This is a genomic window from Candidatus Eisenbacteria bacterium (assembly GCA_018831195.1).
Taxonomy (GTDB): Bacteria; Eisenbacteria; RBG-16-71-46; order CAIMUX01; family JAHJDP01; genus JAHJDP01.
On the sequence record JAHJDP010000084.1, the window covers coordinates 1 to 15,532 of the forward strand.

Consider the following 15,532-nt stretch of genomic DNA (forward strand, 5'->3'; position numbering starts at 1 on the left):
GACGGTGGCTTTCGGGCGCCCGAGATTCTGGACTTCCTTGACGAACAACCCGGGCTCGATTACATCGTTGGTTTTGCTACGAATGTCGTGCTGGAGAAACATGTCTTTGACGCTCTTTGCCGGAGCTGGGAATACTGGCGCCAGGGCGATCCATCATGGAAAGCCTATGGAGAATGTACTTACAAAGCCAAATCCTGGTCGCGGGCACGACGGGTGATCTTCAAAACCGAGATTCTTGACCATCCCGGCAGGGACCTGAAAGAGAATCTTCGTTTTGTGGTGACCAATCTGAAGCAGTCCCCGCGGTGGCTTTATGAGAAAGTCTATTGTGCCCGGGGTGATGTCGAGAACCGGATCAAGGAACTTAAGGTTGACCTGCAGATCGATCGGACGAGTTGCACAAGCTTCCTGGCAAATCAGCTGCGGGTATTGATGACGGCGGCGGCTTATGTGTTGATGCAAGAGTTACGTTGTCATCTTGCTCGTAACCGTGCAGGCAGTTTGCAAGCGGGTACCCTGCGTGAACATTTCCTGAAGATCGGTGTCCGTCTCGTTGTCTCCATGCGGCGGGTTGTGTTTCACATGCCGAAGTCATATCCCTTTAAAATTCTCTGGTCCCGTCTGGCCATGAATCTGGGAGCTGTCCGAGAATAGCGATTCTCTTTTCTGCTGTTCAATGATTGGCCAATTCTTCGACTGAAATCTTTCGGTGCTGTTCCCGGGTATTCGGCAGTGGGGATGATTACAAATAATTACCCTCTTTTGCTCTCCTTATTGCTTCTTTTGATCAATTGTCTGATTGAGTGCGATAATTTTGATCTTGATCATCTGGTACAGGGCTGTAAGCTGATTTCAACGCGATTAAATAGACACTCATGAATAGTCTGCGCTAGGATTATGCCTAAACCTAGATATAAGCCGATGATCGAATCTTTGACCGGCTTTAGAATTATTGTCCAACTCAGGAAGAGGAGGCGGCCGTTTTCTGTGCAGAGAGTATCTCATTGGAATACAGCAAATTGGCATGTTGACATAATTGCCCCTCTCCGACTCTTTTGTCGCAGAGGAAAAGCGGCAACACTTCTGACAGTTGGCTCTTCTGAACCAAGGATTCGCAACGCCCGTTTGAGTAGAGAGTGTCTCATTTTATGGTTTGGACACAATGCTTTCATACCTTCTTCAGAGGCTTATTGATCACATTGCTCTGAATGAAATACTAAGGTTTTCATTGTTATGGTAAAATACCATCCAAAGAACAGGAGTCGGCAATACCCAACTTGCATTGTGATGCTGGAGAAAACCTTCCATTTTATTAGCCCGTCAACAAACAATCCCAATTTAGAGTGCCTCCCCGGCACATCAATGCAGCCAACTATTCTGGATAATACTGATCGTACATTTCACAATCCTCTTTATTGTGAACGATCATATCTGCGGCAACATAAGTTTCCAATGTAACCTGAAAATTATAAACCATAGCTCTTTCTTCGATTTTCTGTACAGTATAAATTTCAATATCCCAGCCATCTGGGTTAGTTAACACGTCACCGACACTAAGGCTACTCACCGCAACCCATTTCCCCCCGCTTAAAACAGGATGATTCTCTGTTGCCCGAAGCTCCTCGTTTATGATATAGTAGTGGTCAACAAAGAATGGCTTGTGAACTGAGGTGACCTCAGAGGCTCTCATCTTGGCCGAAGATTCATTGTAAGAAAGTACACGGTCATCTACCTGTATTTCCTCTACCGGTTTTGTGCTACCATTTGCCATCCTGATTGGTGTTCCCGCAAGTAAGCAGTCACACCCTCGGGAGTATCACAATGGCAAAGGCTCCAAGTAGGAAAACATATTTCATCGCATGGTCCTCCTGGACCCTCTTTCCAGCAGCACCTCCAGGTCCGTAAATTGTTATCGCAATACGACCCCCATTGAATTCTAGTCAAACAATCCCCTTCCTCTTGGCATCTTTCAGCGACTTGAGTACAATTCGGATATGCCTGGGCCGAGCCGGTAAAGGCTACCATTAGTGCAGCAAACATGACTAACATCACTATCGCCCGCATTATTTTCTCCTTTATTGTTTACATTCTGCAGAGACCTTATCGAAGACCGATTCTATTAGGTAGGCTTGTTTTATGACTGGCACCTACCTCAGAATCAGCCGAGCCTCCAAGCACGAAGGGATCAAAGAATCAATTATTTTATAATATAACTCTCGCGTGTAAACATTCGAATGCTTCGTTCTTACTAAGTAGAGTCAAACTATTTGCACCTAGTGCAAGTGTCAAGATTATTTGTATTCATCTTAATTCATCGTAAGATATCGCCCTACCCCGTCTGGCCACGCTTTGTAATATCTGTCATCTTGGTCCTTCGAAAGGAGGAGTCAAATGACAGCTCGAGAAACGGAAATCAAAACCCTGATTAAAGGCGTTCGTGAAGGGAAGGCCCGAACAGCAGTCCGATATTCATCGGATATACGCGAAGCAAACGTGGCATTTATCAAAGAGGAAATGAAAACTGGGCGGGCGCTCTCTTCCATTTGTCTGTCCCTGAATCTTTCGCCGAATACGATTCAGCACTGGTTAATACGTCAGCCTGATAATAACGGTCGTCATCGATCATCGATGATATCAAGGATTGGGCGACCGCACGCCGGCCATTACCGGGAAGCAGCTTAGGCAAGGCGATTGCATATATGTATAACATATGACCTGGCCTAAAGGCATTCTTGGAGAATCCACGAGTCCCCTTGGACAATAATGCTGCAGTGAGAGCGTTGCGCGGAATCGTTCTGGGAAGAAAGAATCACTACGGGTCGAGATCCCAACGCGGAACGGAGGTCGAGGCTCTATTTTATAGCTGGTTGGAATCGGCGAAACTGTGTGGTGTGGATCCGAAAGCGTACTTGCGGAAGGCTATCTATGAAGCGATTAAGAATCCCGGCAATGTAATCCTTCCATCGGATCTCGTGTAATTCCTTGTAAATCATCAGGTAACCGAAGAATCCCTCAGATTTGTCTGGTGGGGCTGGGCGATATCTTTCTCCTCATCATCCCTCAAGATTACCCGCGTGCCTCAAGATAACCAAGGCTTATGAAACGAACCTACAGGCTGGAAACCCAAGCCTGCGGCCAGCGACCCATCCCGGAAGCCGGAAGCGGCGATCTCCCTATCCAGTAGCGGGACAGAGGGTTCCACCCCATTGAGACCGGGGGCCGCTAATGATACACTTGGAAAGTCATCAGATTCAGATCAGGACCTGAAAGATAGCGAGGTCTGCGGGATTGAGAAAATCCAAGGGAGCGGTCATTCAAAGGAGCTGAGGAATGGTTCTTTCACAATGGGGATGGGGTAAGCGGGGATGGGGTGCAGGACGCCAGGCCAGGACGCTCGCCGCGGGCTTCGTGGTGTCGGCCGGTTTGGTTCTTGCGTTGGGGATCTTTCTCGCGGCTTGCAGTGATGACAAAGGCAACGGCGGCACGGAACCCACGATCCGCCATCCGCAGGATTTCATTCCCCAGGGAACGAGCGGGATGAGCCTTAACGGCTCGGTTCAGGTTGCGACCAACGCCGAAGAGTTGCAGCAGGTCATCAACGGCGGGTACGGAGTCTATTTAACATATAACTTTCAGGAATTGGCGCTTCAGAATTATTTGGGGAATGTGGCGGGAAGCCAGGCCTCACTGGATGTCTATATTTACGATATGGGGACCGCGGAGGATGCCGCCGATCTGCATCATGACGTTGAGATTAACGGGAGCGGCAGTTATGAGGAGCTGGACGATGTCGGTGACGAGGAGCGGCTCTTCATCGGATTGGGGTGGCAGAAGATTCAATTCCTCAAGGGTCAATACTGGGTGAGGATTTATATCGACAGCAGCACGGAAGACGCCAAGACGCTTCTTGATCTCTTCGGTACGGCGGTGGTGGATGAGATTGCTGGATAAAATTGCCGGATAAGTATTGCTGGATGAGAGCCGCACCGGCGGCAGGTTGAATAGATTGGTATTGAGGGGCCGCACCAGAGACAGGATGGTGTTATGGATCGCCGGCATTTTATAAAGAGTGGCGCAAAGATTGTCGGGGCGGGGCTTATCCTGCCCGCATGGCCCGGTCTCGGTCCCGTTTTCGGCTCCCGTTTCAACCCCGTATTTACCCCTGTTTTCGGCGCTGACGCGGCGGATGCGGCACCCGATCTGGTTCTCGCCAAGGGGAGTCCGAAAGAGGCTGTCTTCAGGGCGCTGGAGGCCCTGGGCGGGATCCGGCGTTTTGTAAAACCTGATCAGGTCGTCGTTATCAAACCCAACGCGAGCTTTGAAACCCCGCCTAATTTGGGCGCAACCACGCATCCCGAGGTTCTTACGGCTGTGATCGAGGCCTGCTTTCAGGCCGAGGCGCGGCGGGTGCTGGTCGTCGATCATTCCCTCCGGGATCCGGAGCGGTGTTTCAAGCGCACCGGTACGGCCGAGGCGGTCGACGCTTTCCCGAAGGCGAAATTGGTTTCACTGGACAAGGAAAGCGGCTATGTGGCGATCGATGTACCGGGTGGGAGGGCGCTGAAGAAAACATCGATCCCCGTTGTCTTGCAGAAGGCGGATGTCTTCATCAATCTCCCCTCGGCCAAAGCGCATTCCGCCACAGGCGTCAGTCTTGGACTGAAGAACCTCATGGGGCTTGTGTGGGACCGGCAGACGTTCCACAACGACATGGATCTGCATCAGGCGATCGCCGATCTCGCAACGGTGTTGAAGCCGCAGCTGACGATTCTGGATGCGATCCGCATTCTACAAACCGGCGGCCCCTCGGGCCCCGGAACCGTCGATGAGTTCAACGGCGTCGTCGCCGGTATCGATCCGGTGGCCGTCGATGCCTTCGGCGTCGGGCTCTCGACCTGGAACGGCCAGACCTTCCTTCCCGATCAAGTCGCCTATATCCGCCATGCGGCGGAACATGGCGTTGGAACATCGGCCTTGGAGACTCTCCGCATCGAGGAACTGGGTTAGGAATGGGGCGGCCGGGCATGCGCAGGATCGCACTCTGTTGGATCATACTCTGTCACCTTGCCGTTCTTTCCGGCGCCGCCGCGGCGCAGATCACCACCCATCCGGCGCCACAGCTCCAAACTGAGACGACGGCGGAGGATTTGCGCCCGCGGATCATCGCATCCGAAGACCGGATCTTGATCCTCACGCCGTCCGCCCTTTATCGTTTTCTCCCCGCATCGGAAACCTGGACTCACACCTCATCGGCCGACGGCCTTCCCGCGGGCCGGCTCGAATCTTTATCATTAACCGATGGCACGATCTGGATCTCGAGCGACGGGGTGAGCGCTTCCGATGCCCGGTTTGATGACTGGAAGACTTACAAATCGGGGGAGGAGTGTCCCGGTCGAGCCGTCTATGCCGTCGAATCCGACGGCGATTACGCCTATGCGGCCACCGATAAGGGCCCGGCCCGGTTTGATCAATATATTTTGGAGTGGGAAGCGATGGAGCGCCCCGGTGATGAATCCTGGGGTATGGCGCGCGATGTCGCCGTTGGAGAGGATCGCGTCTGGTTCGCGCTCGACGACGGGATCGCCGAGTACCGCAAGGAAACGGAGAGCTTCACCCTTTATACAACCCTCGGACGGTTGGAATCTCCCGCGGTGCTCGCCCTCCGGCAGACCCCCCGGTACATTTGGGCGTTCGCCGGAGACGGCATCGCACGGTATGATAAAGAGCTTCAGAGCTGGACCAGTTTTGAAACCGGGGTCGATTTTCCCGACGCCCGAATCCACCAGCTGACCCTGCAGGGGGATGATCTCTGGCTCGGCACCGACGAGGGGCTCTGGAGCTACAGCGCCGAGACAGGGATCTGGCGGCGGGATCAATCCTGTGACGAGATGCCCGGCGAATCGGTGCATGCCTTTGCCAGGGAGTCGAACCGGATTTGGGTTGTGACCGAGCGCGCCTACGCCGTCTACGACGAAGCGACGGCCCGTTGGATTGATTTTACAGCGGCCGTTCCAATGCCGCCGGGCGCCGTCGTTGAAATGGCCTGGATGAGCGAGACCCTCATCTACCTCGGTTCCGAACAGATCGTCTACGGGCTCAGCCAAGGGCAGGACAACCCCAATCTCTTCACCTTCCGCAGCCAAGAGGTCTTGGCGGCGCAGGGTTCTGATATTTCCAATGCACCCCGCTGGCGGGCCGGATTGGATGACGCCGGATTGGGTCTCGTCGCGCCCTCGGGCAAAGACTTGCACATTAAGGGCGGCGCCACGATCTTTATCGAAGATGATGATTCAGGACCGGACGGCGGGACCGGTCTTGGGGATTTGATCACCGATACGCGCTACGATTTAACATTAACAGGCCGGATGGATTCGGATCGGACTCTTTCCGGTTTCTACGATACGACCGATCCGGACAACTCGAAGTATCAACTGACCTACCGCGGCGCCCGCTCGGATGTCCTCCGCTCCGTGAGTCTGGGTGAGATCGAGCAACAGCTCTTTAACACCCGTTTGGCGCCCGGAACCGGCCTGCGGGGCGGCCATGCGCGTGTGGAGATGGGGGATCGCTCTGAATCAACCCACCGGCGCCTGCTGACGGCCGATGCCTGGGCCGGCAAGCGGCGGACCCTGCCCGGCCGCGATGTCTATTACGGCGGGAACCGAGCGGTCGATTCGCGGATCCGGGATACAGGTTATGTACAGGGGATGGTCTTCCCCCTGCCGGAGGGGTGGACCTCCGCCGATTTGAGAGATGCCGTCCTCTATCATGACGACGGCGTCGCCGGCAGCGACAACGCCAATACGGAAGACCGGATCATTGCCGGCCTGAGCGGGTCGTGGGATCGTCTGGAGCCCTTTGCCGACTATATTATCGGGTCAAACGGCGGCACCCTCATCCTGGCCGCTCCATTGGGCGGGGGAGAGTCTTTAACAATCGTCAATGGCGCGCATGAGGCCGATCTCACCGGCGGCTGGTTGCGGAATCGTTATTTCATCACAATAGGTCCGGTGCCGGGATCGCTCGCTGTTTCGATCAGCGACTCCACCGGTTCCCTGACTGATCCTCAGGGTGAATCTTATCTTTCACTTTTCGGCCTCGATGCCAATGGCGACGGATTGCTGGATCCGGATCATTTCAGTCCGATTACAGGGCTCCTCAGTTTTCCCGAGCCCCTGCCGTTCCCGGCTGAAATCTATGCGGATGAACCGGTCAGCTTGTACGATATCAACGTCACCTATCAGGCGACCCTCAACACCTTCCGTCTGAGTCATCGCGATCTGGCGCCCGGATCAGAGCGGATTACGGTTGATCGCGAACAGCTTCGCGCCGATGTCGATTACTCGATGATCCCGGCCTCCGGTCTCTTTGTCTTTTTTGAGCATATTCTTCTCGATGACGATTCGGTGATCGAGGTCGAATACCTCTATGAAGTCGGCGAGGGGTCCACGGCCTCCGATGAGGGGCTGGTCGTCGCCGGGCAGGCCGGCTTCGCCCCGGATGATCACCTTTTCTTTGGCGCCAACGCAACCCGCTGGCGGGACGATCAAGCGCGCGATATCACCACGGCCGATCTCAATGCCCGTCTGGAATGGAAGGACGAGCGGCGCTTTCTCAGGGTGACGCCCGAATTGGCGGTGAGCCGAACCACATCCGGTGAAATGTTAAACCAGAGTGATGAGAACGGAACCGCTACCGGCGCCGGTTTCCAGGGGCGGTATGATAAAGTCGAACTTTCCGGGTCTTATCGCAATTTGGGCGGTGAATACGCCTCATTTGAAGACCGCCGAACCCTTCTGGGAAGGCTGCGGGAGGCCTCCGAGCTAAAAGGACGATGGGAGTTTGCCGGCAACCTCCAGGCTGAGGTGGAATGGGAGAAGCGGCTCTCCGATCAGATCGATCCCGAGGGTCTCATCGGCGGCGCTTCATCATCCGGCGCCGACTCGTCCGCGATATCCCGATACGGAGAAGAATCTTCTCTCACGGCCGGATTAAAACTCCTGCGGTCCGGTCTCCCCAATCTTGAAATCCGCCGCGGGCGGGTTTTGTTAAACACACCCGGGCAGCGGCAGGAGAAATGGATCAGCCGGGCCGAGCTGGAGGTCAGCCCGGATCAGGCGGGGCTGACACCCTTCGGCATCCGGCGCTTATGGCTCCGCGCTTTTGTTCAACGCAGCGACCGGGAGTGGCGCGGCGGCCGCAGCGGAGAGGCGGAAGACAGCCTCAACACAGCCACGGAAGGCAAGCGCACCACCGACCATGCTTTTATCCGTCTGAATGGATCGGTGGGGAATCCCTTCTCCTGGAATCTCGCCTTCGAGGATCGCCGCACGCATCTCCCCGATGAGGATCAGTCTCAAAATCTGCGCCGCTATCAAGAGGTCGATGCGACCTTGCAGACACGCCCCCATTCCGCCCTCGACGCCTATCTGCGGTGGGAGTCGCACCGGGATCTTTTCTGGCATCCCGAGGGACGCAGCGGCGGTTTTGATGTGAAGCGGTTGCTGTTGGGGACGCTGCAACTGTATCCGGGACGTTTGATGGCCGGGCTGTCGCGTCTCTCCTTCCGCTTTGATGTGGGGACGACCGAGACGGAGGATGGCGAACCCGGCGTGTCGCTGCCGGGGGGAGGGTCGCTTTTCACCGAAGCGTCCGGCGCTTCTCAAATCCGGCGAACGAGGAGCGGCATGGGTGAGGCGCGGGTGCAGTTGCTCACCTGGATGCGGCTGGTGGAACGGTGGGAGCAGGAGAAGGATCTGAACCGCCAGGAGGGGCTTGCGACCGAGGGGACGAAGCGGCAGCTTGAGAGCCGGCTTGAGATGAAACCCAGCGGCGGGAATCTCATGCTCCGCCTCATCGGATCGACGGCGGATGAGGGTTTGACGCAGACGGAGACGCGGCGGCGTTTCACCGGTCAGTGGGATCAGACCTGGGGCCGGGGATGGCTGACCTATCTCTCGCTCGAGGCCCAGAAGGTGGAGACCGGGGACCGGCAATTGGGTGAATTGACCCATCTTTATAATCCGACGGCGCGGGTGACCTGGAGACGGTCGCGGTGGCGGCTCGATGCCAGTCTTAGCGGGGGGGTGACCTGGACGCGCACCAAAGACATTTTTGCCGGAGCGGGTGACGACTGGGAAACCCTTATGAAACAATCGGTTACGTCATCTTTGAGCTTTCATCCCGCCCAGACCCTCGCCGTCAAAATCCAATATGTCCTGAGCCGTTCGGAGCGGGTGGCGGAGGATTGGGAGACCGATCACGATCTGCGGATCCGGCTCCAGATTCGCGCCTAACCGTCGCGCCCAGCCGTTGCTCCTGGCCGTTGCGCCTGGCCGTTGCGCCTCGCTGTCCCGTTGCGGTTCGCGGCGCTAGACGGTATAATTATAAAATATGTTTTGGGGTCCATAGAGCCTGGCCGGTTCACCATACTGCGTCGCGCCATTGTCTTGCCATCGAGGAGGGGGAGCACCATGGAGAACCCCGCGGGGAAGAGGTCTGGGGAAAAATCTACCGCACAAAAGAAGGATCATTTCGGCCCAAGTCGCCGTGATTTCTTGAAACTCTCCGCCGTCGGAGCTATCGCCGCGGCGGGATCAAAAGCTTCCGCCAGGGATCTGGTAGAGCTGGGGAAGAAGGCTGTCGCCGGGACCCGCGGGAATGTCATGCCGGGCCGGATCGTCATCTATCACGACCCTGAATTCTATTCCGGAGGTCTCGATCAGGATCAGATCGCCGGGGCTGTTCACAGCGGTGTTCAAATGCTGACAGGAATCAGCGACACCGCCGCCGCTTTTGAATCGCTTTTCCCCGGTCTTCACAGCGGCTCGACCTTCGCGATCAAGGTCAACTGCATCGGACCCACGGAGTCGAAATGGCAGGTGGCGCGGGGCGTGGTTTCCGGTCTGTCGCTGATGCTGGGCGGCACCTTCGATGTGAGCCAGGTCGTCATCTATGATGATAACAATATTGTGAATTACGGGTACAATACCGACCGGTTTACCTTTAATGGGCACGCCGCCGTTATCAGCAGCAACAATAACAACCCCAGCAGCTATTACGTGTATGGCAGCCACCGGCTTTCACAATATATTCTTGATTGCGATTACCTGATCAGCATCCCGGTGCTGAAGAGCCACACCGATCCGAATAATCAGATCACACTGGCCTTGAAGAATCATTACGGCTCCTGCTCGCCGGCGAGCCTCTGCGGCAATATCCCCGGCATGCTGACCCTCAATGCGGATCAGTATGTGAAGCCGAAGACGGCGCTGGTTGTCGCCGATGTGATTGAGGCGACCTACAACGGCGGGCCGGGTGAGCCGCCGCAGATCTGGAACACCTTCCCTGAAATGACGCCGAACACCCTCTTCTTCTCAACCGACCCCACGACGAGCGACTATTGGGGCCGTGAGTATATCAATACCGAGCGGGCTTCCCACGGCTGGGCGGCTAAACCCTGTACATGGGTCGAGCTCTCTTCCGGATCCCCCTACGAGATCGGTGTCAGCGATCCAGGTTCGATGACGGTGATCAACTATGAACCGTCGGATGTCGACAACCCCGCGGGCGTTGTCGGCGGGACCTTCCTGGCGCCGAACGTTCCCAATCCATGCCGGAACGGCACGGAACTGCGCTTTCGCCTGGATGAGCCCTCGCGCGTCTCCCTGCAGATCATCTCCACCTCGGGCCGGATGATCCGCCGTCTCGGCGGGGATGTGCTGCCTGAAGGGCGTCATGTCGTGAAATGGGACGGCCGCGATAGTCAGGGGCGCCGCGTTCCGGCGGGCGTTTACTTCACGCGGATGGAAGCGGGACGCATCGTCCGCACGCGCCGGATCGTTGTCGCGAACTGAAATGGAACGAAAGCTGTCAAGACGGCCGCCCCCAATATCCGGGGGCGGTCTTTTTATCGGGATTATTGTCGTGGTGATGATCGCCGCGGCCGGATTCGTCGTTCTTCAAATAGTTGAGTCCGGGAAGCCCGCGGAGATCACATTAGATACGCCGCTGGAGGAAGCCGGGGAAGGCGACGGGGATATTCTCCTCGAAGCCGACTCCACCTATGTCGTTGAACATTACCTGCCCTGGGATCCTTATGTCGTGACGTGGGGTCCCACAAACCTCGATCCGGATCTTCCGCAGACGCGAATCGAGATCACCCTCCAAGACGCCGTCATCGAGGCATCGGTCGATTATCTCTGTGAAGGCGAGACGAAGGATCTCGACGGCGACGGGAGCGACGAGTTGATCGTTTGGGCTTACAGCGGCGGCGCGCACTGCTGTTCGCAGTATTATATTTATACGAGGCATCCCGCCTTTAGGCGGATCGGATCGATCTATACCGGCAACGGCGGCCTGCAGTTTAAGGATCTGGATGGGGACGGGGTGCTGGAGGGTGTCGGAAATTACGACGGCCTGGCCTATTACGATTGGAGTTATGCCGCGAGTCCCTTCCCGCCGATTATTTTTAAATGGCGGGATGGCGGGTTTGTTGAAGAGACCAAGGCGTTCCCGGATTTGCTTCGTGAAAGATTAGAAACTTATCTCTACCCCCAACCGGCCGATCCCAACGATCCCGATTACAAGGAGCAGCGGTTTCCGCGTGTCGGCGCGGTGCTGGCCTATTGCATTTTGCTGGATGAAGAAGAACGCGCCTTTGCGCTGATGAAGAAACTCGATCCGGAAATGATCCCCTGGATGCAGGAACATCGCGAAGCGATCCGCGCGCTGATGGCGGGGATGAAAGAACGGGCGGGCTGAACCGTCCTCCAAAGAGTCGATTCGTCACCCGCCCGTTTCCGAGCTGAAATGTAGAACTTCCAACGCTGCTGCGTTACGGCGTTACTACGTTACTGCTTTACTGCACAACCACCATCTTCCGCGTCTGCTGGTTCTCGCCCGAGTTCAGAACGTAGAAGAACACACCACTTGAGACGCTGCGGCCGTGATCGCCGCGGCCGTCCCAGACGGCGCTGTAGTTGCCGGCGCCCTGCGCTTCGTTCACGAGCGTCCGGACCAGGCGGCCCATCGCATCATAAATCTTCAGGGTCGTCGGAACCGGTTTGCCGGCATCGAGCCGGTAGCGAATCGTGGTGGTCGGATTCGCCGCGTTCGGTGAGTTCTGCCAGAGACGGAAGCCGATCGCCGCGGCCACCGGTTCGTCAATGCCGGAAGATCCGCTGCTGGCGCCGCACAGCATGAAGTCATCAACGGCCGCCTCAACCAGCGAGCCGCTGCCTTCATCCGCCGCGGTGAAGCGGAAAATCACCTGATTGGTCATCTCAATGAAGTTCTCGAGCTGGAAGGTCATTTTGGTCCACTGATTGGCGCTGCTCTGAGTGTGCTCGAGATAGACCCAGTTGGCGCCGTTGTCATCGGAGACCTCAACATCCCACCAGTCTTCGCCGCCGCCGTTCCCGAGATTGTTGGTGTACCAGCGCCAGTATTCCAGTGTCGCTGATTCAAGACCGGAAAGATCGGCCACGGTCGAGGTGAGTACGGTGGCGCCGCCATCGACATCGTAGGTTCCGGCGGCGCTGCCGGCGAGGGGACCGGTGACCCAGCAGTTGACGCCGGGCGCGGGTGTGTGATCATCCCCCGGTTGTACGGGAGCGCCATTGTACGTTGTTGGTTGAGGATCGGCGCGTTCCCATACGCCGGATGTCGCTGTACTGCTGACCGTCCAGCCCAGATCGATTTCAAAGTCATCAAAGAAGGGGGCGATCGGCATGGGGTAATTGTAGAACATCTGGTGCCCCAGAGAAGCCGTCATGTTGAGTGCGATATCGAGCGAGATCATCTCAGGGCAAGCCGGATCGATCGTCAGGCTGAATCCTGATAGATCGGCGTCGCCGCCTTCGGGAACATTGGCGACAGAACCCGAACCATCGGTGATATCGATGTAGTCGGAGGCGCAGGAGATCAGGCCGTTGATATTCCGGCAGTCCTCGTGACCCGAGTTGGCCAGGTGGAATGTCAGCCCAACCGTCTCGCCCGGATCGGCCATGCCGTCCCCGTTGCCCGCGGTATCGTCGATCGAGACATCGATAACCTCAACGATCGGCGCGTCAATGACGAGGCTGAAGGTTCGATCCCAGTTGTCCTCGCTTGAGGATATATTGATCACGAAATCAATCTGGGTCTGATCCGGCGTATCCCAGCTGACGACGAAGTTGTAATTGTCATCGCACGGCTTGGTCTGATCCGGATTGATCGTTCCCCAGGTCTCGTAGTCGTCGCTGATCGTCACACCGCGGACCTCAACGAGGGTGCCCGTGACGTTGGTGGCCGCGTCGCTGCCCATATTCTTGAGGTAGGTGGTGAGGATCACATTCTCACCGGCATCGACCTCGCCGTCCTGATCGCCGGAATAATCGTTAAAGTCGTTCTGATCGACGATCAGATAAGGCCCTTCCATCGTCATTACCGGCAGATCGACCATATAGGGGATCTTGTTTTGGCAGGTGACGACGACATGAACACTCGAATAGGCCGCCACACTCGAAATGGGGATATTCGAGGTTCCGTCGGCATCGATCATTCCACCGCCCAGCAGAACGCCATCCGCCGAGAAACCGACATAGCTGTGCGGTTCCGCGATGACGGTGACATACGTGGCGGCGGGAAGAATGTTCGGCGGAAGGGTTATCGCGTTGGCATCCGGCACCCCGAGATAGACCGAGAGGCTGGGATCACCCATCAGGTTGTAAATATCCCAGTAATAACCGGTCAGGCTGCTGCCCGCTTCCTCCACAGCCAGGTTGCCGCAGAAGACATGGGAGTCTTGAACGATATACCATTGCGGGATCGCCTCGCCGTGATCGTGGAACATCCCGTCATAAGAACCGAGACCGGTCTGTTCATAGGTCGCGCCGCCGGAAACGATGGGGCCGTAGCCGACGCCGAACCAGTAATCCTCATCCCAGTAGGTGCTCTCCGACGCGCCGATATAACCGATCGCGCCCTTGTTGGGCGCCCTCAACCAGGCCTCGCCGAAACAGGTTGTGACCTGGAAGCTGCTGGTGAGACAGCAGTTCCCCACCGCGTGACAATACTCGTGGTCATTACTCAGGCCATTGATATTGGTAATTGTGAAAGTTGGGTCGGACCAGGATGTCTGACCGCCGTGAGCGGTGTAGTTTATAAATCCGACGCCATCGCTTACATTCTGGATAATCTGAGCATCCGAGGAACCCGACTCGGGGTAAAGATAGGTGTGGCTCAGAATGCCGTGGGCGGCGTTGAAGTAATGATTGGTTCCGTAGTTGATCTGCCCGTTCCCGTAGGTCGCGGCATAGCCGGTGTCATAGCCGGCGATCATCACGACCTCACCAAGGAAGGAGGGATCGGGGAACTCGTGTCGCTCATACTCCAATGTCTTGTCGATGTAAGGCTGCAATTCCGTCGAGTTGTTGGCGGAGAAACGGCCATAGTACATTTCGGGGATGTCATCACCCGTGACATCGCAGTAGGGGAGATCGCTGATGCCGGAGAGGCTGTAGGCCGGGATCTGCCCGGTATCGCCGACAAAAAGAACGAAGGTCGGGGCGGGATTCTCCGAGGCGTACAAGCCGTGGACATAACTCTGTATGGCGGATGTCGTGCCGCCGATGGTGTCGGTGTAGCCGACGATCACCTTGAAACCGCGTTCGGTCTGCCACTGGATGAAGGGCTGCAACTGGGTTTCAAACATCCGGGCGGCCACGATGACATAGGTCACCGGACCCTGGTACTTGTCGGGGAAGGTGTCATGCGTATCATCCCGCGACCCGGCGATTTGATCATAAACGACCTCAAAATAGGGGCTCTGGGTCCGGTCCTTGAGGGCCCGCTCGGCCTCGAGATCGCCGCCGGTGAAGTGGATCGCCAACTTGACATTTTCTTTGACCGTGACCGTTCCCATTTGGGGATTGTAGGTCACCGGCGCTACTTCGAGACGCCCGATCCGCACCGATCGCATCTGACCTATATCGACCGCCTGGACGAGGTCGAAGCCGAACTCCTCGTTGCGGGCGTAGGTCGCCGGATCGTAATGGAAGGGGAGGCTCGCTGGATCCTGGTTCTTCGCGACGCTCGGCTGGGCCGGCAGCAGGGGATTCAAAATCCCGTAATCGGCGAGCGCAAATTCGCGGGTTTCAAAATCCAATACTTCAACCCACATCCCGGCGCCATACGGGATCTCGAAAAGCTGATTGAGCATCGGCAGCTGCGGCTGGCCGAGCTGCTGTGATGAGTGAAAACCGGGGAGCAGAAGCCGGCTGAAGGTTCCCTCCGCAGTCTCCACATCCATTGTGGCGAGTTCCCCCACGGAGATTTGGAAAGTGAGCTGGTCGTTGGTTTGTTCCAACAACGTCACCCCCGCCGTCTCTTGAGAGAGCTCTATTTTATGTGTCTCACCCCACGCCGATCCCGCGAAGGCGAGCAGACAGAGCGCGACACACACTACGACGCTGGCACAGATGGCATTCCGCATGATTCGTCCTTTCCCATGACTGAGCGGGTCCCCGCCTGGGTTCCCGCGGTCAGATCC

General features: G+C 56.7%; 10 protein-coding genes. 8 read left to right on the plus strand and 2 right to left on the minus strand.

Features of this window, described 5'->3' with window-relative positions:
• Window positions 1–654: transposase (locus KJ970_13940; protein MBU2692016.1), on the plus strand; the 654-nt coding region annotated here is incomplete at its 5' end.
• Between the two features lie 718 nt (window positions 655–1,372).
• Here the strand turns inward: KJ970_13940 and KJ970_13945 are convergent.
• Window positions 1,373–1,771 (minus strand): hypothetical protein, encoded by a 399-nt coding sequence (locus KJ970_13945; protein MBU2692017.1) that lies wholly within the window; start codon window positions 1,769–1,771, stop codon window positions 1,373–1,375.
• Window positions 1,772–2,391: 620 nt separating this feature from the next.
• Between KJ970_13945 and KJ970_13950 the strand changes: the two genes are divergently transcribed.
• The 7 genes from KJ970_13950 (at window position 2,392) to KJ970_13980 (ending at window position 11,763) form a co-directional block, all read left to right on the plus strand.
• On the plus strand, window positions 2,392–2,682 hold the full coding sequence (locus KJ970_13950) for a hypothetical protein (GenBank protein MBU2692018.1): 291 nt from the start codon (window positions 2,392–2,394) through the stop codon (window positions 2,680–2,682).
• Window positions 2,683–2,753: 71 nt separating this feature from the next.
• Window positions 2,754–2,978, plus strand: a complete 225-nt coding sequence (locus KJ970_13955) for a transposase (protein ID MBU2692019.1) — start codon at window positions 2,754–2,756, stop codon at window positions 2,976–2,978.
• Between the two features lie 352 nt (window positions 2,979–3,330).
• Window positions 3,331–3,951: a hypothetical protein gene (locus KJ970_13960; protein ID MBU2692020.1), complete on the plus strand. Its 621-nt coding sequence runs from the start codon at window positions 3,331–3,333 to the stop codon at window positions 3,949–3,951.
• Window positions 3,952–4,044: 93 nt separating this feature from the next.
• Complete coding sequence (locus tag KJ970_13965) at window positions 4,045–5,007, plus strand: DUF362 domain-containing protein (protein ID MBU2692021.1); 963 nt, start codon at window positions 4,045–4,047, stop codon at window positions 5,005–5,007.
• A gap of 17 nt (window positions 5,008–5,024) precedes the next feature.
• Complete coding sequence (locus KJ970_13970) at window positions 5,025–9,296, plus strand: hypothetical protein (protein ID MBU2692022.1); 4,272 nt, start codon at window positions 5,025–5,027, stop codon at window positions 9,294–9,296.
• 177 nt (window positions 9,297–9,473) lie between these two features.
• Window positions 9,474–10,856 (plus strand): DUF362 domain-containing protein, encoded by a 1,383-nt coding sequence (locus tag KJ970_13975; protein MBU2692023.1) that lies wholly within the window; start codon window positions 9,474–9,476, stop codon window positions 10,854–10,856.
• 1 nt (window position 10,857) lies between these two features.
• Entirely contained in the window at window positions 10,858–11,763 is a 906-nt protein-coding gene (locus KJ970_13980; protein MBU2692024.1) for a VCBS repeat-containing protein, read from the plus strand.
• A 97-nt stretch (window positions 11,764–11,860) separates the two neighbouring features.
• Here KJ970_13980 and KJ970_13985 read toward each other — a convergent pair whose 3' ends face one another.
• A complete protein-coding gene (locus KJ970_13985; protein MBU2692025.1) occupies window positions 11,861–15,475 on the minus strand; it encodes a T9SS type A sorting domain-containing protein in 3,615 nt (1,204 codons plus the stop codon).
• Window positions 15,476–15,532: the final 57 nt, after the last annotated feature.

Coding starts and splice junctions, on each gene's coding strand:
- KJ970_13945 (MBU2692017.1), bottom strand. CDS start 1,771: ATGGCAAATGGTAGCACAAAACCGGTAGAGGAAATACAGGTAGATGAC.
- KJ970_13950 (MBU2692018.1), top strand. CDS start 2,392: ATGACAGCTCGAGAAACGGAAATCAAAACCCTGATTAAAGGCGTTCGT.
- KJ970_13960 (MBU2692020.1), top strand. CDS start 3,331: ATGGTTCTTTCACAATGGGGATGGGGTAAGCGGGGATGGGGTGCAGGA.
- KJ970_13965 (MBU2692021.1), top strand. CDS start 4,045: ATGGATCGCCGGCATTTTATAAAGAGTGGCGCAAAGATTGTCGGGGCG.
- KJ970_13970 (MBU2692022.1), top strand. CDS start 5,025: ATGCGCAGGATCGCACTCTGTTGGATCATACTCTGTCACCTTGCCGTT.
- KJ970_13975 (MBU2692023.1), top strand. CDS start 9,474: ATGGAGAACCCCGCGGGGAAGAGGTCTGGGGAAAAATCTACCGCACAA.
- KJ970_13980 (MBU2692024.1), top strand. CDS start 10,858: ATGGAACGAAAGCTGTCAAGACGGCCGCCCCCAATATCCGGGGGCGGT.
- KJ970_13985 (MBU2692025.1), bottom strand. CDS start 15,475: ATGCGGAATGCCATCTGTGCCAGCGTCGTAGTGTGTGTCGCGCTCTGT.